Below are 19,053 nucleotides of genomic sequence, written 5' to 3'. Positions count from 1 at the left end.
AAAAATAGTATAAAAGTAATGTGAAATTCTGTAAAAGACTTTTATTTTTTTAAAAGACGACTATACTAATAATTATTAAATAATTTCTTATTTTTATTTAAGAATTCTAAAGCTTTGGAGGCATTATTTTGGACGAACAGAGTAGTAATAAAAAGATGATTACTACCTTTGGACTAGTGACGATGATCATTACCGCCATTTTTGGTTTTGGGAATGTTTCAAACGCCTACTTACAAATGGGTTACGGTAGTATTATTTGGTACGCATTAGCAGGGATTTGTTTCTTCTTTCCTTGTGGCTTGATGATGGCAGAGTACGGTTCCACATTTAAGGATGCTAAAGGGGGAATTTATTCCTGGCTTGCCGGCTCAGTTGGTGAACGAGTCGCTTTTGTCGGTACTTTCGTATGGTTAGCATCTTGGATTGTATGGATGGTATCAACGGCATCACGGATTTGGATTACTTTTTCTGCCTTGCTTTTTGGTAAGGATACTACCCAACAATGGCACGCATTTGGTCTGACCTCGACTCAATTGATTGGGGTCCTTGGAATTCTATTGATTCTTGGGACAACTTGGTGTAGTTCACGGGGAATGACCGCCATTGCTAAAGTTGGTTCACTTGGTGGTATTTTTACAATTGTTGTTAACATTATCTTTGTTATTGTCAGCGTTATTGTTTTAGTCGCCGATAAGGGAATCTTAAAGCAATCAATTCATGGGGCTTCAACTTTCATTACATCGCCTAATCCACAATTCCAGACACCAATTGCTATTATTTCATTTGTTGTTTATGCTATTTTTGCTTACGGTGGGATGGAATCATTAGGGTCCGTTACTGATAGTATGAAAAATCCTGAAAAGACTTTCCCTCGTGGATTGATCATTGCAAGTATCTTTACGATTGGTACTTATGTTTTAATGATTTTTATGCTTGGTTGGTCAGTAAATTATCAACAAACTTTGACTAAGAGCAGCGTTAACCTTGGTAATGTTACCTATGTTGTCTTTAATCAATTAGGGGTTACCATGGGGGATGCACTTGGATGGTCGCACGGTGCTGCCCTTACTTTTGGACTTATTATGACGCGGATCGTTGCCTTTGCACAGACTCTTGGTTTCTTGGGTGCATTGTTTATCCTGCTTTACTCCCCAATCAAGGCCTTCATTCTTGGATCTAATCCAGACTTATGGCCAAAGAAGCTTACGAAACTTAATAAGGCGGGGATGCCTGCGAATGCAATGTGGCTTCAAGCAATTATTGTTTCAATTATTGTTTTCTTGGTTGCCTTTGGTGGCAATGCTGCTCAACAGTTCTACTTGATTTTGACTGATATGGCGAACGTTTCAACTTGTTTCCCATATATTTTCTTGATCGGGGCTTTCCCATTCTTTAAGGCGAAGAAGAACCTTGACCGGCCATTCGTTGTCTTTAAGAACCGTTTCTGGACAGATGTATTAGTATGTTTCGTTGAATTGATTTTAATTGTCGGAATCGTCTTTACGTTTGTTCAACCACTATTACAAAAAGATTATCAAACAGCTTTCTGGACACTTGCGGGACCAATCTTCTTTGCAATCGTTGCATTGGTTTTCTATCAAATCTCCGCAAAGCGTCATAATATTGCTGAATAAGGGAAGTGAAAAGGAAGCGTGTGACTTTGTTTTCGAGTTCCTGTAAGCAACAATAAGCCTCCAGCATTTGGTTTTACCAGCGCTGGAGGCTTATTGTTATACTGTATTATCTGTTTTTTATGAAAGGAATCTGCTTATGTCCGTTTCTTTTTTACTTTAATGTAATATTTGTCCTGTGTGCAGTTTGTTATAATTAAACCTATAAAATATTTTCGGAGGTTATTATGGACAAGGAATCTGCTTATGTCCGTTTCTTTTTTACTTTAATGTAATATTTGTCCTGTGTGCAGTTTGTTATAATTAAACCTATAAAATATTTTCGGAGGTTATTATGGACAAGGAATCGGGCAAGGGCAAGACTTTTATTGCGTTATTAATTCAACATATTACAATGGCCCAGATTTCAAGTTCTGCTGCTGTTCTAGCTTACTATACCTTGCTATCTATTTTTCCTGCCGTGATGGTAGTAGGAAATTTATTGCCGATGATTGGAATTGACGCTAAGACGATTTTAGCCTACCTCTCAACTGCAATTCCTGAATCGGTCTATGATTTTATCCAGCCGTTGATCTATGATTTCTTACGACGGGGGAGTGGTGGTGTTCTGACAACCGGGGCCTTGATTGCTCTCTGGTCGACCAGTCAGGGAATTGCCGCTTTTCAACGCAGCGTTAACCATGCCTATGGGATTGCGGAAAATCAGAATCCGGTGATGAACCGAATCGTCTCATTTGTTTGGATGATTGTCCTCTTAGTAATTATCTTTATCATCATTATTTTATACGGTTTTGGGGAGCAGGTTCTTAAGAGTATTCAGCCAATTTTTAATTTCCGGCGTGATTACATTGCTATCTTTAGCTCATTAAGGTGGCCGGTAACATTTGGCGTCTTGTTTATTGCTCTTACACTCTTGTATTACTTTGTTCCTAATGCGAAGGTCCGGTTGCGCTATGCACTTGCTGGTTCATTCTTGGCTTCATTGCTTTGGATGGGATTATCACGTTTATTCTCGTTCTATACCTTATTATTTGGTCACGGGGTAATTTCCTACAAGACAATTGGAGCTTTTATTGCAATGATGGTATGGCTTGACTTTTCTGGCTATATTATCATGCTGGGGGCGGCGCTAAATGCTGCTTTGCAAGAATGTCATGAAGGTGAATTGCATGCCAAGAAACACTTTTGGCAACTGGTAGAAAGAAAAAACAAAAATGGAGGCTAGGAAATTTCCTAGCCTCCAAATGTTGAAGATCTTTAGAACTTGATATTTAATTACTTTTGTTCATCGTTAAAGATAACGGTAGAAACAGTATCAACGTATTTCGCAGAAAGAGGTTGCTGATAAATATCTTCGCCTTCCTTAGTGAAGAGGTGGGTTTGTGCAATCTCTTGCATTGCCTTCCGAACGGTTTCGGCATCAAGATCACCACTGGCATAGTTCAACTTTAATGAATGCTTTTTACCAAGACTACCTTTGAAAGTTAAGCTTAATGTACGCATAAGTTAATTTCCTCCTTGAGATTAGTTGTTCATTGCAACTTGACTAGTAACGATAATATCTGTATCAAGGCATTTTTCAGCAGTAAGCATTTCAATTGCCGCACTAAATTGTGCTACCTGCTCATTAGTGACATCCTCAATAATGTTGTTAAAGGGATGTTTAACGCCCTTGGGATGTTCACTGTTAGTGAGGGTAAGCTGAATTTTAGCGGACTTGAAATTACGAACCATTTGCATGATAAAAACTTCCTTTGTTTAATTTGATTTGTTAAGTAGTGGCCACTGCTTACACCTTTATAAACGATTAAAAATTGAGAGTGTTAAGGAGAAATTTAAAAATGGCAAAAATTTCGAAAATTGAGGCGCAAAAACGGAAGGGTCGATATAATATATACCTTGATGGTAAGTATGCTTTTCCGGTTGCAGAAAGTGTTTTGATTCAGTTCCGTTTGATGAAGGGAACCGAGCTAGATGAAAAGCAAATTGCGGCCATTGCGACTGCTGACCAGCAAGCGAAGGCTTATTCACGAATGCTTGACTACCTTTCTTACCAGATGCGGACGGAAAGCGACATCGTTAAGAAGCTAAAAGAAATTGACACGCCAGAAGAGTTTGTTGAGTCAATCTTAAAAAAGCTGCGCGGGCAACAGTTAATTGATGATCATGCCTATGCGGCTTCTTATGTCCGCACGATGATTAATACGGACTTGAAGGGACCTGGGGTAATTCGTCAACACTTACGACAAAAAGGGATTGGCGAAAACGATATTGATGATGCTTTAACGCAATTTACTCCCGAAGTTCAAGCAGAATTGGCAAAAAAGTTAGCTGAAAAGTTATTTCGCCGTTATCGAAACCAGCCAGAGCGGCGACGAGAACAAAAAGTACAACAAGGACTCATGACAAAAGGCTTCTCTAGTAGTGTGTATGAAATGATTAAGGATGAAGTTGTTCCACAACCTGATCTGGAGCAAGAGAACGACCTTTTAGCAAAAGAAGCAGCAAAGCAATGGCGTCGTGTTCGTTGTTATCAAGGATACGAGCGTGAGCAGCATTTTAAGCAGGCGATGTATCGGAAAGGCTTTGATCTTGATGATGTCCAAAGCTGGTTAGATGCGCAGGATTTCCAATAATAACTTTCCAAGATTGGGAATTACTGGTATTATTTTAATGATTATGTTTAAAAACAATAATTAGGAGTACAATAGTGAATATTAAAATCTTAGTGGCTGTCCATAAAAATTATCGGATGCCAGATGATCCAATGTATTTACCAGTTTTTGTTGGTAAAGAGATTCACCCGACTGTTAATCGTACATTTCAGGGTGATAACACCGGAGATAATATTTCAAAAAAGAATCCGCACTACAATGAGTTAACAGCTCTGTACTGGGGATGGAAAAATCTTGATGTGGATGCGTTAGGATTAGTCCACTACCGTCGTTACTTAACGATGGGGCACTCAAAGGATCTTTCGACCATCCTCAATCATGAACAGGTTGAAGAGTTATTGACAGATGCCGATGTAATCTTGCCAAAGAAGCGGCATTACTACATTGAAACAAATGAATCACATTACCTCCATGTTCATGAGCACGAGCCGCTTGAAATTACGCGGCAGGTGTTAAAGGAGAAATATCCTCAGTACTTACCCGCTTTTGAAAAAGTAATGAAACAGACATCGGCTCATTATTTCAACATGATGATTATGAAGAAGCAGCCGTTGGATGAATATTGTACCTGGCTGTTTGATGTTTTAGGCGAAGTTGATAAAAAAGTTGATTATTCTGACTATACACCATATGAGCAACGGGTCTTTGGCTTTTTAAGTGAGCTTTTACTAGATACTTGGTTGTTGACTAATCCGCAATACAAGACAGTGGAAGTTAACCGGGTATTTCTTGAAAAGCAAAACTGGCCATTAAAGATTGTGAAGTTCTTAAAACGTAAAGTTACCGGTCATGGTGAGCATTAACGATTGGAGAGACAAGAATGCCAAAATTGTCAATAGTTGTTCCTTGTTATAATGAGGAAGAAACTATTCCGCTTTTTTACCCGGCAGTTGAAAAAGTGGTTAAGCAGATGCCAGTGGACACTGAGTATTGGTTTGTCAATGATGGATCAAGTGATGGGACTTTAGCAGAACTACGGAAGCTTCATGAACAGGATCCAGAACAGGTTCATTATGTTTCTTTTTCACGGAATTTTGGTAAAGAAGCAGGGCTTTACGCGGGATTACAGGCCGCAACGGGTGATTATGTCGTTGTGATGGACGCTGATTTACAGGATCCACCAGAATATTTACCAGAGATGTATAAGGCTATTTCCACTGGTGAATATGATTGTGTGGGGATGCGGCGGACAGATCGAAAGGGTGAGGCGAAGTTTAAGTCTTTCCTTTCTAACCAATTCTATAATGTTATCAATAAGATTTCTGATACTAAAATTGTCTCTGGAGCCCGGGACTACCGGATGATGACGCGCCAGATGGTGGATGCAGTGTTATCGTTAACTGAATATAACCGGTTCTCAAAAGGTATTTTTAACTGGGTTGGTTTTAAAACTAAGTATCTTCCCTATAAAAATGTTGAACGAGTTGCTGGGACAACAGATTGGTCGACCTGGAAGTTATTTAAGTATGCGATTGACGGGATTACTGATTTTTCTGAAGCTCCCTTGGCAATTGCGACCTGGGCTGGTGGATTAACGGCATTCATCTCCATTATCGGGATGATTATTGTTATAATAAGAAAGATTATTGAGCCTGCTAGTAGTGCTTTTGGCTGGGCGTCAATGGTTTGTATTATTTTATTCCTCGGCGGTATCCAGTTACTTTGCCTCGGAATAGTAGGTCGCTACATTGGTCGGATATATATGCAGACAAAGAAACGACCGATATATATTATTAAAGAGAAAAAGTAGGGTTGAGAATCATGAGTGAGAAGGTAAAAATTAAACAACAATCTAAGAGCTACCTTTTCTGGAAGAGGTTCTTTGATGTTGTGCTATCATCAGGAGCATTAGTTTGCTTTAGCCCAGTGTTTTTAGCTGTTTTTATAATGAACCGTTTTGGTGATAATAAGGGACCACTGTTTTATAAGCAGGAACGGATCGGCTGGCATGGGAAGCCATTTAAAATCTACAAATTCCGGTCTATGGTTGAGAATGCAGATAAAATTTTGGAAAATGATCCTGAACTTTATGCTAAATATGTGGCAAATAACTATAAGTTAGAACCAGAAGAAGACCCCCGAATTACGCGTTTGGGAGAATGGCTGCGCAAGACATCAATTGATGAAATTCCACAGTTTATCAATATCTTGCGTGGCGATATGAGTATTATTGGGCCCCGACCAGTTGTTAAGGCAGAGTTGGCTGAGTATGGTGACCGAGTTGATAAGTTTTTGTCAGTAAAGCCAGGAGCAATGGGACTATGGCAATCAAGTGGTCGCAGTAATATTCCTTATCCCGAACGTTGTGATGTTGAATTGGAATATGTTGATGAGGCTTCACTCGGATTTGATATGAAGATAATGTTTAAGAATATTATTAGTATCTTTAAGAGTGAGGGTGCATATTAGAAAGTTAGTTAATAAGGAGATAGTTATGCAAAAATATGATTATTTAGTAGTAGGCGCGGGCCTTTTTGGGGCAACTTTTGCCTATGAAGCTGCTAAACGTGGTAAGCGTGTGAAAGTGATTGAAAAGCGAGACCATATTGCTGGTAATATCTACACTAAGGAGGTAGATGGCATTCAAGTGCATCAATATGGGGCCCATATTTTCCATACGTCTAATAAGGAAGTGTGGGATTATGTAAACCAGTTTGCAGAATTCAATCGGTATACGAATAGCCCAGTAGCTAATTACAAGGGCGAAATGTATAACCTCCCATTTAATATGAATACATTCAGTGAGATGTGGGGAGTTCGTACACCTGAAGAAGCAATGGCGAAGATTAATGAGCAACGGCAAGAAATGGCTGGTAAAGAACCAAAGAACCTTGAAGAACAAGCTATTTCACTTATTGGTCGCGATATCTATGAAAAGTTGATCAAAGGCTATACTGAAAAACAGTGGGGACAAAAAGCAACGGAATTACCTGCTTTTATTATTCGGCGTCTCCCAGTGCGTTTGGTATATGACAATAACTACTTTAATGACACCTACCAAGGAATTCCAATTGGTGGTTACACCCAGATCGTTGAGAAGATGCTTGATAGCGACTTAATTGATGTTGAGACTGGTGTTGACTTCTTTAATCAAAAGGCTAAGTACCTTGAAGATTATCCGAAAATAGTATTTACCGGTATGATTGATCTGTTCTTTGATTATCAATTAGGTGAGTTACAGTACCGAAGTTTACGTTTTGAGACTGAAGAAAAGAATGTTGGTAACTATCAAGGTAATGCGGTAATTAACTATACCGATGCTGAAACACCATACACACGGATTATTGAACATAAACACTTTGAGTTCGGTAAGGGTGACAAGGATAAAACGATCATCACTCGTGAATACCCTGCTGACTGGCACCGTGGTGATGAACCATACTATCCGATTAACAATCAACGGAATAACGATCTTTACAAGCAATATACCAAGTTAGCTGACGAAAAGGCTGATAATGTTATTTTTGGTGGTCGCTTAGGACAATACCGTTATTACAACATGGATCAAGTATTACATGCAGCATTGACAGCTGTTAATAAGGAATTTAGCTAGAGCATTTATAAGAATTGTATCTTTTATTAACTGATATTAAATAATTTTAATCCGTAGAAGATTGGTAGAATTGCCATTTTTAGTGAATTACGCAACGTTTATTAAACGTTCTATTACCGGTATCATGCAATATTCCTAGTCTGGTAAGGATTTAATACTGCAATGTAATAAAATACATAGATATAGCTTTATTACATTCAAGAAGGGAAATAATAAATTGCTTAAAAGAAATACTCAAAATATCTACAATTTTCCTATTAACGGTAGTCAGATATTTTTTATTGCTTTTGTGATTTTTTTTGTGTCTTCATTTATTCAAGACACAACTCTAGCGGAAGCATTAAATGGCCGTTTTTTAAGATTATGTTCGTATCTCGCACTTCCATTACTTTTATTTAAAATATACGTTCTGGATAGGTGGAGTAAAAAAGAATTAGTTATAATTACTATATTAATACTATTAGGCATGATAAATTGGCGAATGGCGCATGAATTACAGCTATTAACAATAGTGCCTTTTGTTATTGGAGCAAAAAATGTTAATTTTAAGGATATTATAACTTGGTATCTATATTTAAACGTAATGTTGTTGCTGGCAATGGCAATTTTCTCACTATTAGGGGTAATACCGAATTTAATATATCGTGCTGCACCCAGACCACCGAGATATTCGTTAGGTTTAATTTATACATCAAGCCTTGCAACTCACTATTTCTATTTGGTATTAGCGTATTGTTATCTTAGATTTAATAAATTAAGATGGTTTGATTATCTTTTTATCTTTGTTGGTGATGTTATTTTTATGATGATTACAAATACTAAGTTAGACTTTATAGCTACTATGATTGTAATACCTGTAATGATTATTGCACAGCGAGCATTTAGAGGCCATAAATTATCGGAGATACTAGCCTCTTTTTGGTGGATGGCAGTACCAATTTCAGCTTCTATAATAATTTTTACTTCTTATTTCTATGATGCATCTAATCATATAATGAGAAAAATCAATGATATTACTTCTGGTAGATTGAGCTTGGGATATCAAGCTTTTAGTAATTACGATGTTAAGCTTTTAGGTCAGACAATCGTAGAGCATACATATGGTGGAAGTAAAGGGCTGAAATTAGCTAATCAAATAGATGGTGTGAGCCATTACTTCTTTATAGATTCCTCATATGTTCGGATGATTTTATTATGGGGAATATTATCGTTTGTACTTATAATTGGGTGCATGACCTACATTGCGATAAGATCAACATTTCGGCAAACATTTATTTTAACGGCAATTATTTTAGTTGCAGCATTAAATTTTATGTTTGAACCAGATATAATTAAGATTATTTACAACCCATTTCTATTAGCATTATTCGCTATACCTAATTTTTATAATACTCAGGAGGAGAAGCATAAATGAGTGAGAAAAATTTCAACGTAAAGAATATTTCAAAAGTTGTTTGGAAAAACGTATTCATTATCCTTATTACAACAATAATATTTGGATTAGGGGGCAATTTATATGCAAAGCATAAACAGCATACAACCTATGAATCCGTTAGAAATATTATGACTAGTAGAGCATATGATGGTGCTAATGCAAATGAAGAACTTCAAGCTGATATGAATCTCGGAAATACATATGCAAAAATAATAGAAAGTAATGATACTGCTGCTGCTGCTCGTAAGTATTTATCAAAAGACTTACGAAAGAAATACAATGCAGAACAAATCTCATCAATGGTAAATGCAGAACCGATAATGCAAACTACAATTGTTAGAGTAAGTGCGAAGGCTAATACTGCACACGATTCTGCGGCTGTTGTAAATGCCGTTGCTGAGGCAGCAGCTAAAAAGATTCCTCAAAGAGTAACCTCAGCAAATAAAATTTCCCTATTCTCTAAGGCTGTGGCTGATGAAGCCAAAAGTGATAGTTCTCCGTCAATTAAAAAGCTTACTTTATTAGGAGCAGCTGTTGGATTTTTATTAGGTTTTATCCTATCTTTCTCGGCTACTACGTGGGTTTATTTAAAAGCTAAAAAATAGAATGAAGCATTTTGATAAGTAGCTTGTACTTTAACATTAGTATAAGCTACTTATTTAGATACTAGTTTAACTATAAAATAATATATCAAAGTAAGTAGCACATTTTATCAGAAACTAAAGTGTAACATGGCTGTCTTTTGTTTGGTAAAATACAGTGGTAAAATAAAACTTTAGTTTAAGAAAAGTCAAATGAGGTTGTTACATGAAGGTTATCAAAAATTATTTGTATAATGCAGGCTATCAAATATTGTTAATGCTAGCTCCTGTAATTACAACTCCTTATGTATCTCGAGTTCTTGGTGCCAATAATAATGGAATCAATACATATACAAATGGATGGGTAACATTTTTCTATTTAGCAGGTCAACTTGGCATTTCTCTATATGGTAATAGGGAAATAGCTTACCAACGAAACGATAAATTTAAAAGATCAAAAACTTTTTGGGGAATAATTTCACTTCAAGTAGCTACTAGTTCAATAGTTTTAATTACTTATTTATTAGCAGTATTTTTATTTAGTAGTGCATTTAAGACTTATTTTTTACTACAAGCATTATGGATAATTGCTTATGGAATTGATATTTCTTGGTATTTTATGGGGATGGAGGATTTTAAAAAGACTGTTTCGCGAAACACAATCGTCAAACTGATAACAATTGCCTTGATTTTTGTATTAGTGCGTAATCAAAGTGACCTTGCTAAATATATTTTCTTATTAGGTTTTGCCCAATTAGCTGGAAGTTTTACCCTATGGCCATATCTCAAAAATAATATTCAGTGGGTAAGCATTCGTGAATGGCACCCACTTAAACATTTTTATCCAGCATTGTTATTATTTATTCCCACGATTACAACACAAATTTATTTAGTTGTGAATCGGATTATGTTAGGGAGAATGGCTCCGCAAGCTGCAGTTTCGCAATTTAATTTTGGAGATAACATTGTAAAACTAGTATTGGCGGTTGTTACTGCAACTGGGACGGTTATGTTGCCACATATTGCAAATAAGTTTGCTTCTGGTGATGTAAAAGGAGTCCGTGAGAGCCTGTATAAATCATTTGACTTTGTAACAGCTATTTCAACTCCAATGATGTTTGGACTGATGGCGATTGCCTATAAGTTTGCTCCATGGTTTTTAGGTAGTGAATATGGCCCGACTGGTGGTGTTATCTTTTGGGAAGCTCCAGCCATTCTGATGATTGCATGGAGTAATGTTACTGGTACCCAGTATCTAATGCCAATTCATCATGAACATGAATATACAATTTCAGTAACAATTGGAGCAGTAGTTAATATAGTTGCCAATATATTCTTGATTTCTTTGTATGGAGCTAATGGTGCGGCAATTGCAACAGTTATTTCGGAGTTTGCAGTGACAGCAGTTCAGCTATTTTATATTAAAGGAACAATTCGACGTCGGGCACTTTTTGCTCCTATATGGCGGTATCTACTGAGTGGACTTTTTATGTACATTATTGTTTCTCGAATAAACCTAATCATGAGTATGACGATTATTAATTTAGCACTTCAAGTTGCATTAGGAATTTTTGTGTATGTAATCTGTTTATTCATGCTAAAAGCACCAATCTTAAAGCAAGCCAAGGCTTTAATAAAAAAATAGTAAAGAGAGCTTAATTATGAAGTTAACGTTTATAACCAATAAAATAACTGGTCGTGGTGGGACAGAAACAGTTTTAGTTAAAGTACTAAATAATTTAGTTGAAAATGGTAATGACATCCGATTAGTTTTATCGAATATGACGCCAGATAAAGAATGGCTGCATAAATTAAATCCTAGTATAAAAGTAATTTATCCAAAGAATAGTAGTCGACTAAATCGCTTAGCTTACTTTATAAAGATTTTTTTAATGAGTCCTAAAGATACTAATTATATAATTCTTAGTCCTAACATTATTAAGTTATTTGCTAAGTTAAGAAAAGTAACTCATAAAAATTGTAAGTTAATTTCATGGTTTCATTTTTCAATAGCTAATCAGATGGATTATGATCCACATAATATTGTGTTTGCGGATTATCATTTAGCAATTAGTTCTCCGATAAAACAACAGATGATTGATTTAGGAATTGCTTCTCAAAGAATTTTTTTAATTTATAATCCTGCAGAACATCATCAATTATTAGATATTCAAGAGAATAGTAGTAAAAAGCATTTATTATATGTTGGCCGGGTCCAATTAACAGGCCAAAAGAATTTAGAAGAGTTACTTCGTGCCGTTAGCTTGACTAATTCATCTGTTGTATTGGATGTTTATGGTGGCGGAGAAGATGAGAGTCAGTGTAAAGAACTTGCTGAAAAACTAGAAATTAAAGATAGAGTTAAGTGGCATGGCTGGACTGAAAATATATGGAGTTCATTAGCATATCAACCGTTTGCATTAATTTTGACATCGCACTTTGAAGGGCTACCAATGGTATTTTTGGAAGCAATGTCCAGAGGAATTCCATGTCTTTCTGCTGACTTTGACGGTTTTACGGATGTAGTTGTGGATGGCATAAATGGGGAAGTTTATCATCGTGGAAATATAAAAGAATGTGCGAAAAAGATTAATAAAATGTCACAAACTGAATATAACAAAGTAGCGATTCAAAATAGTATTTCAAAGTTTTATGAAGAACGGTATTTTGAGAACTTGCGTAATGTTCTAAAGAAAATTACAGACTATTAGTTGGGTGGATAAGTATGACAAAAGTAATATTGACAGTAAAAGAAACACACCATGATAACAATGCAGGACCCAAAGCAAAAATTGATATTGAAAATTTCTTATTAAAAGATGGCTTTGAAAAATGGAACTTTACAATTAATCAAGAATCGGTTTTGCAAAAAGCAAAGGTTGCATATATTGATGTTCCACGCTTTTTGGCAAAGCAAAATGACATTGATGAAATCTTTTTACAATATCCAACATATTCTAAAATTGTTACAAAGCAATTGGTAAAAAGACTTCAACAAATGAATTCTAAAATTATTTTGATTATTCACGATATTGAATCTTTGCGACTCCATTATGGCGAAAAAGGGTACATTGATGAGGAACTTCGAGTATTTAATATGGCTGATGGCTTAATTGTTCATAACGCAAAAATGGAAAAGTGGCTTAGAGATAATGGTGTAACAGTCCCAATGGAAAGCTTGGGCTTATTTGATTATGATAATAAAATTAAGCTAGCATCTGGTTCAAACTATGAGACTTCTGTTTGCTTTGCCGGAAATTTAAGTAAGGCTGGCTTTTTAGAAAAGTTATCCTTAAAAAGGGTGAAATTAAATGTCTTTGGTCCTAATCCATTGGAAAAGTACGGAGCTAACATAGTATACAAGGGTCAGTATCCCCCCGATGAACTACCTAATTATCTAAAAGGAAATTTTGGATTGGTTTGGGATGGAACGACACCAATAACTTGCGATGGCTTATTTGGAAATTATATGAAGTTTAATAATCCTCATAAAGCTTCTTTATATTTAAGCTCAGGGATTCCTGTAGTTGTTTGGCGTCAGGCAGCGATAGCAGATCTTGTTGAAAAAATGAACATCGGAATTGTAGTTGATAGTTTGAATGAATTAGATGAAGTGTTACCTAATGTATCTTCGATTGATTATAGTGAACTGGTGAACAACGCCAAAGAAGTTGCTGAAAAACTACGGTCAGGGTTCTATATTAAAACTGCAATTTCAAATTTAGAAAAGGGATTAGTGTAGGAGGGAAAATTATGCTTAATAGTAAGAGACTCCACTACATAGATGTATTAAATTGTATTGCAATATTTTTTGTCTTGGTGCTGCATTCATCACAATTGGCGTTTTCAGGAAATACAAATTATTCAAACTATATAACTGCTTTAGTACTACAATCTTTATGCATTCCAGCAGTATATATTTTTTTTATGAATTCAGGAGCTACTTTATTAGATTATCGAAAAAAGTATTCTACTAAAACTTTTTTAATAAAAAGATTCAAAAGAGTGGTTATTCCTTTCTTTGTATGGTCGATAATATACTATCTATATGATATTAAACATCGTGCTTATCCTGGTCCATCGTTGCATCCTAATCCTAGTATCACGGATTTTATTAATTCGTTTGCTAGTAATAACATTAATAATTTATTTTGGTTTTTTTATACAATTATTGCTCTCTATTTAGTGGCTCCAATTTTTTCAGTATTAGTTGATGAACATAAAAAAACTTTATTTGCAATTGTAATTGCAAATTTTATTTTTATAGATTGTTTTACTTATATAAGTAAATTAACAGGCTTGAAAATAAATAATGATTACTTAACTCAACCATTGCTTACTTCGGATTTTCTTGGTTTCTTTATTATTGGTTATCTAATAAAAGAGAACTTTTTTAATCGTAAGGGAGAAAATTGGCTAATTGTTATTGGCATGGTTACGTTAATGCTTTCAATAATTAATGACTTAACCTTAAAGAAGGTTCATATGTTAAATAATATTGGAAATTTTCTGTATTCTATTGCACTTTATCTTTTGGTTAAACGGATTGTTGAGTTTTTGTATAAATATAAGAGTTATCAATTTAAATTATTTGGAATATTGTCTGGAGTAAGCTTAGGAATTTATATCATCCATCCAATCTTTTATGAGGCAATTTATAAGTATGTTTTTCATGTTACTCCAGATAATTGGCCTGAATTTGTTCAGTTAATGAATAACCCATATGAAATATTTTTAGTTCCAATAGTTTCATATATTGTTCTTTCGATAGTAATCGTTCTTTTAAAAAAGAATAAATTTGTTAGGATGATAATTCCTTAAATATTACATTAAATTTAAGTATCATTACAATTTGTTAACATATCGCTAAACCATGTTAAATTGTTATATGATGTTAAATAGTTAAATTATTAAGGAGAATTTTAATATATTATGAATTTGCGTAAGCACTATAAACTATATAAAAGCGGTAAACAGTGGTGTGTAATGGCGATTGCAACATTGGCAAGTACAATGGTAATGTTCACTACTGCAAATGCTGATACAAATGCGAATAATTCTAGTGAAGAATCAGTTAATAATGCAGTACAAACAGAAGTTACCACCAACAACATTACGACTAATAATGAAGTCCAGCTAGTTACTGCTACGCCTAAAAGTAGTGATGAAGTAGCTTCAAATAATGCTAATGAAAATTCAAATAATGTACATGTAAATGTAACAAGTGATAACACACAGACTGATGAGGATATTAGTCAATTTACACCAATCCAACCACAAGCAGCACAGGTGAAAAATGGTTGGATTAAGGAAAATAATCAGTGGACATATTATGAAAATGGTGATGTAACATCTGGTCGCAATTATTCATATCTTCCTACTATTAATGGTACTGGTAATAACTGGTATTTAGTTGATAATGGTGTTGTCCAATCTGGTGTCCAAAAGTGGGCTGGCACATACTATGATTTTGATCCAAATACTTACTTACGAGTAGATAATAACTATGTACAGTCACAATGGGGGATGTGGTATCTATTTGGCAATGATGGGCAAATTCAAACCGGTGTCCAAAAGTGGGCTGGTAGCTACTATTATTTTGATCCAAGTACGTATTTACGAGTAGATAACGACTACCGTCAATCTCAATGGGGGTTATGGTATATGTTTGGTAATGATGGACGGATTGCCACTAAAGTATATCAATGGGCCGGTAGTTATTATTACTTTGATCCCAATACTTACTTACGAGTAGATAATGATTATCGTCAATCTCAATGGGGTGATTGGTATCTCTTCGGTGGTGATGGGCGTGTACTATCTGGCCTTCAAAAGTGGGCTGGTAGCTATTACTATTTTGATCCAAGTACATATTTAAAGGTAACTAATAAAAATATTACGGTAGCTGGACTAAACCTTCATGCCGATAGTACAGGGATTATTTCAGGAATTAATCGGAATACTAATTTCCTATTAAGTATCCATGATGCGGCTTTAGATGGCTGGCGACAATTCGGTGTATTGCCATCTGTAACTGCAGCTCAAGCTATTCTTGAAAGTGCTTGGGGTCAATCTGCTCTTGCTACACAAGGACATAATTTGTTTGGTATTAAAGGTAGCTATAATGGTCAGTCAATTGTTATGAGAACTGCTGAATATGGTACTGGTGGTTATTATTACATTAATGATGCATTTCGGAAATATCCAAGTAATTATGAGAGTGTAGTTGACCACGGGCGTTTCCTTGCTACTAATAAACGATACAGCAATCTTTTGTGGAAGAAAGACTATGCTACTGTTACAAATTATTTACATGCTGATGGTTATGCAACAGATCCTAAATATGCTTCTAGTTTAAATAATGTTATTCGAACATATAATTTAGAGGCTTGGGACAAAGAAGTATTTTAGGTATATATCACTTAAAGAGAATCATCATGATTCTCTTTTTTTATTAATGTCTTTAGACCTAGTTGAGTGCGCGAGCAGAGCGAGTGCACGAAACAAAAAATCACCTGCTATGCGGGTGGGCGATAAAAATTATATAAAAAAGGCCTCTTTTGCCTTAAGATGTAGGTGTTCAAGCCAAAGTCAATAAGGGAAAAGAGGTTATATAAATATGGCTAATAAATTAAATAGCTTAGCCCATACGAAGTGGTTATGTAAGTATCACATCGTATTCATACCAAAGTATAGACGTAAAGCGATCTTCAATCAATACCGAAGAGACCTGAGAGATTATATTCGTTTGTTGTGCAAATATAAGGGAGTAGAAATAATTGAAGGTCATATGATGCCAGATCATGTGCACTTGTTAGTAAGTATTCCGCCGAAACTAAGTGTCTCGCAGTTTATGGGATACTTAAAAGGGAAAAGTGCATTAATGATGTTTGATCGACATGCAAACTTAAAATACAAATATGGGAACCGACATTTTTGGGCTGAAGGCTACTATGTGAGTACAGTTGGATTAAATGAATCCACGATAAAGAAGTATATCCGAGATCAAGAGAAACATGATATAGCAATGGATAAGCTAACAAGTGTGGAATATTCGGACCCTTTTAAGGGTAAGTGAGGTAGTATAAACACCGCTTAAAGCGGTGGCAAAGTAGTCAGAGCATTTTGGCTTGAGCAAAGCGAAAGCCAGCGCCTTGAGACGCCGGCTTTTATTATCGGCTTATAGCCGATGTGCAAACCACCCGTTTGACGGGTGGTTATGATTACTAAATTTAGGCTGTTTTAAATAACAAAAAATCTGATATTGGTATAGAAAGTAATATTTCTATATCAACACCAGATATTGTAGAAACCTTATTATTGTGAAACCTTGAATCTGAGAAATTACCTGTTAGAATATGTACCTGTAATGTCGTAATTTAAATTTTAAGAGGAGTTTAAAAGTGACTAATAAAAAGCATTATAAATTATATAAGTCGGGGAAAAATTGGTGTGTCATGGCAATTACTGCACTAGCATTAACAGTTAGTTTAACTGGGGTTGCTAGTGCTGATACAACAGTTGATACAGCACAGGCAGAAACGAGTTTAGCACAGAGTTCAGCATCTGATGCTACTCAAATAGAATCAACCGATGCTAAAATTGGCGAAAGTGAGACTAATCAGTCTAATCAAAATAATCAACAGGGAAATATTAGTACTCAACAAGCCACGGATCAAAAAGCAAACTCAGTAACACCAAAGTCAACAGAGATATCAACACCAGTAAAAGATGGTTGGGTACAAGAATCTAATGGCTGGACTTTTTATAAAAATGGTAAAACTGATTTAGGTCGTACTTATTCATATTTACCAACAATTACAAGTAATGGTAAAGGCAGCGGAAGCAACTGGTACTTAACGGATAATGGTGTAATTCAGACAGGTGTTCAAAAATGGGCCGATACCTATTACTATTTTGATCCAAGCACTTACCTTCGCGTGGATAATGACTACCGTCAATCCCAATGGGGCGATTGGTATATGTTTGGTAAAGATGGTAGAATTGCTACCAAAGTTTATCAATGGGCTAGTACGTACTATTATTTTGATCCAAGTACTTACCTTCGCGTGGATAATGATTACCGTCAATCCCAATGGGGTGACTGGTATCTCTTTGGCAATGATGGTCGTATTCAAACCGGAGTCCAAAAATGGTATGATACTTATTATTACTTTGATCCAAGTACTTACCTTCGAGTAGACAATGATTACCGTCAATCCCAATGGGGGGATTGGTATATGTTTGGTCCAGATGGTCGAATTGTTTCAGGACTTTATGGCTGGAAGGAAAGTTTGTATTACTTTACTCCTTACTTATATACCAAGGCAACTAACCAGTGGGTTTCAGCGAATGGTAAAAGTTATTGGGCAAGTGGCAGTGGAATTATTACTTCTGGATTGAATTCAATTAACAACTATATTCTTAATAATAATCTTGGTCATGCTAATATTACATTTTATGATAATGGGCAGGCCATTCCTTTGAATATTACTGGAAAATATAGTGGTACGGGTAATGGATTACCAAATATAGTTATCGTCCATGAAACTGCTAATCCTAATGATAGTATTTGGGGTGAAATAAATTACGAAAAGAATCATTATAATGATGCATTCGTTCATGCCTTTGTAGATAATAACAATATAATTCAGATCTCAAATACTGACCATGAGGCTTGGGGTGCAGGTTATCCTGCTAATGGTCGGGCCGTTCAATTTGAACAAGTTGAGGTACATAATGCAGATGCGTTTGCTCGGGAACTTTCTAACGCTGCTTACTACACTGCATATATTATGCACAAGTATGGGTTTGCGCCTTCGTTAGTATCTAATGGTAACGGAACTCTATGGTCTCATCATAATGTATCTCAATATTTAGGTGGTACTGATCATACAGATCCGGATGGTTATTGGTACACAAATGCCCACAATTTCTATGGTACTGATTATACAATGCGTGATTTTTATGAGTTGGTAAGCCTATATTATGGTGAATTCTAATTAACGATTTTAAGACGCTTAATAGTCATTATGACTAATTAGGTGTCTTTTTTAGTGCTTAGTGTAACAAAAGTATTACATTCAAGTGTCAAACATTATCGTTTCTTAACATATCGCTGGATAGGATTGTCTTAACTCTAAATAACTGGTATCTTAATAAACGTTAAATAATTATT

18 protein-coding genes are annotated in these 19,053 nt (G+C 35.5%); 16 read left to right on the top strand and 2 right to left on the bottom strand.

What is annotated here, in order from left to right:
• Positions 1-128: 128 nt before the first annotated feature.
• Both yjeM and LREU_RS07265 read left to right on the top strand, forming a co-directional pair.
• The gene (gene yjeM / locus LREU_RS07270; RefSeq protein WP_003668678.1) at positions 129-1,634 is read left to right on the top strand and encodes a glutamate/gamma-aminobutyrate family transporter YjeM; all 1,506 of its coding nucleotides are present in this window, start codon (positions 129-131) and stop codon (positions 1,632-1,634) included.
• 331 nt (positions 1,635-1,965) lie between these two features.
• Positions 1,966-2,856, top strand: a complete 891-nt coding sequence (locus LREU_RS07265; protein WP_003668676.1) for a YihY/virulence factor BrkB family protein — start codon at positions 1,966-1,968, stop codon at positions 2,854-2,856.
• Positions 2,857-2,906: 50 nt separating this feature from the next.
• On the opposite strand, the gene LREU_RS07260 is transcribed toward LREU_RS07265, so the two are convergent.
• Together LREU_RS07260 and LREU_RS07255 are read right to left on the bottom strand one after the other, a co-directional pair.
• Complete coding sequence (locus tag LREU_RS07260; protein ID WP_003668675.1) at positions 2,907-3,134, bottom strand: DUF2922 domain-containing protein; 228 nt, start codon at positions 3,132-3,134, stop codon at positions 2,907-2,909.
• A gap of 21 nt (positions 3,135-3,155) precedes the next feature.
• Positions 3,156-3,371 (bottom strand): DUF1659 domain-containing protein, encoded by a 216-nt coding sequence (locus tag LREU_RS07255; protein WP_003668673.1) that lies wholly within the window; start codon positions 3,369-3,371, stop codon positions 3,156-3,158.
• Between the two features lie 101 nt (positions 3,372-3,472).
• Here LREU_RS07255 and recX point away from each other — a divergent pair, with 101 nt between their 5' ends.
• The 14 genes from recX to LREU_RS07185 all read left to right on the top strand — a co-directional run bounded on the left by recX (position 3,473) and on the right by LREU_RS07185 (position 18,877).
• Positions 3,473-4,267 carry a recombination regulator RecX gene (gene recX / locus LREU_RS07250; RefSeq protein WP_003668670.1) on the top strand — a complete coding sequence of 265 codons (795 nt, stop codon included), beginning with the start codon at positions 3,473-3,475 and terminating at the stop codon, positions 4,265-4,267.
• A 74-nt stretch (positions 4,268-4,341) separates the two neighbouring features.
• Complete coding sequence (locus LREU_RS07245; protein WP_003668668.1) at positions 4,342-5,109, top strand: DUF4422 domain-containing protein; 768 nt, start codon at positions 4,342-4,344, stop codon at positions 5,107-5,109.
• Positions 5,110-5,126: 17 nt separating this feature from the next.
• Positions 5,127-6,056 carry a glycosyltransferase family 2 protein gene (locus tag LREU_RS07240; protein ID WP_003668667.1) on the top strand — a complete coding sequence of 310 codons (930 nt, stop codon included), beginning with the start codon at positions 5,127-5,129 and terminating at the stop codon, positions 6,054-6,056.
• A gap of 11 nt (positions 6,057-6,067) precedes the next feature.
• Positions 6,068-6,715, top strand: a complete 648-nt coding sequence (locus tag LREU_RS07235) for a sugar transferase (protein WP_003668666.1) — start codon at positions 6,068-6,070, stop codon at positions 6,713-6,715.
• A gap of 25 nt (positions 6,716-6,740) precedes the next feature.
• The gene (glf, locus tag LREU_RS07230) at positions 6,741-7,859 is read left to right on the top strand and encodes a UDP-galactopyranose mutase (RefSeq protein ID WP_011953527.1); all 1,119 of its coding nucleotides are present in this window, start codon (positions 6,741-6,743) and stop codon (positions 7,857-7,859) included.
• Between the two features lie 217 nt (positions 7,860-8,076).
• Entirely contained in the window at positions 8,077-9,273 is a 1,197-nt protein-coding gene (locus tag LREU_RS07225) for a hypothetical protein (RefSeq protein WP_003668663.1), read from the top strand.
• Positions 9,270-9,899: a Wzz/FepE/Etk N-terminal domain-containing protein gene (locus tag LREU_RS07220; RefSeq protein WP_003668660.1), complete on the top strand. Its 630-nt coding sequence runs from the start codon at positions 9,270-9,272 to the stop codon at positions 9,897-9,899. Before LREU_RS07225 ends, LREU_RS07220 begins: the two co-directional genes overlap by 4 nt.
• 202 nt (positions 9,900-10,101) lie before the next feature.
• Positions 10,102-11,520 carry a flippase gene (locus tag LREU_RS07215; RefSeq protein ID WP_003668659.1) on the top strand — a complete coding sequence of 473 codons (1,419 nt, stop codon included), beginning with the start codon at positions 10,102-10,104 and terminating at the stop codon, positions 11,518-11,520.
• A gap of 16 nt (positions 11,521-11,536) precedes the next feature.
• Entirely contained in the window at positions 11,537-12,586 is a 1,050-nt protein-coding gene (waaB, locus tag LREU_RS07210) for a lipopolysaccharide 1,6-galactosyltransferase (protein WP_003668658.1), read from the top strand.
• A 14-nt stretch (positions 12,587-12,600) separates the two neighbouring features.
• A complete protein-coding gene (locus LREU_RS07205) occupies positions 12,601-13,617 on the top strand; it encodes a sugar transferase (RefSeq protein ID WP_003668656.1) in 1,017 nt (338 codons plus the stop codon).
• Between the two features lie 11 nt (positions 13,618-13,628).
• Positions 13,629-14,696 (top strand): acyltransferase, encoded by a 1,068-nt coding sequence (locus LREU_RS07200; RefSeq protein ID WP_003668655.1) that lies wholly within the window; start codon positions 13,629-13,631, stop codon positions 14,694-14,696.
• 111 nt (positions 14,697-14,807) lie between these two features.
• Positions 14,808-16,286, top strand: coding sequence for a glucosaminidase domain-containing protein (locus LREU_RS07195; protein ID WP_003668652.1), 1,479 nt, complete (start codon positions 14,808-14,810; stop codon positions 16,284-16,286).
• Positions 16,287-16,494: 208 nt separating this feature from the next.
• Positions 16,495-16,953, top strand: a complete 459-nt coding sequence (gene tnpA, locus LREU_RS07190; protein ID WP_003664118.1) for an IS200/IS605 family transposase — start codon at positions 16,495-16,497, stop codon at positions 16,951-16,953.
• Between the two features lie 325 nt (positions 16,954-17,278).
• Entirely contained in the window at positions 17,279-18,877 is a 1,599-nt protein-coding gene (locus LREU_RS07185; protein WP_003672961.1) for an N-acetylmuramoyl-L-alanine amidase, read from the top strand.
• Positions 18,878-19,053: the final 176 nt, after the last annotated feature.

The organism is Limosilactobacillus reuteri subsp. reuteri (assembly GCF_000016825.1).
Taxonomy (GTDB): domain Bacteria; phylum Bacillota; class Bacilli; order Lactobacillales; family Lactobacillaceae; genus Limosilactobacillus; species Limosilactobacillus reuteri.
The sequence above is the reverse complement of the archived record's forward strand: the minus strand, read 5'-3'. Positions and strand labels throughout refer to the sequence as shown.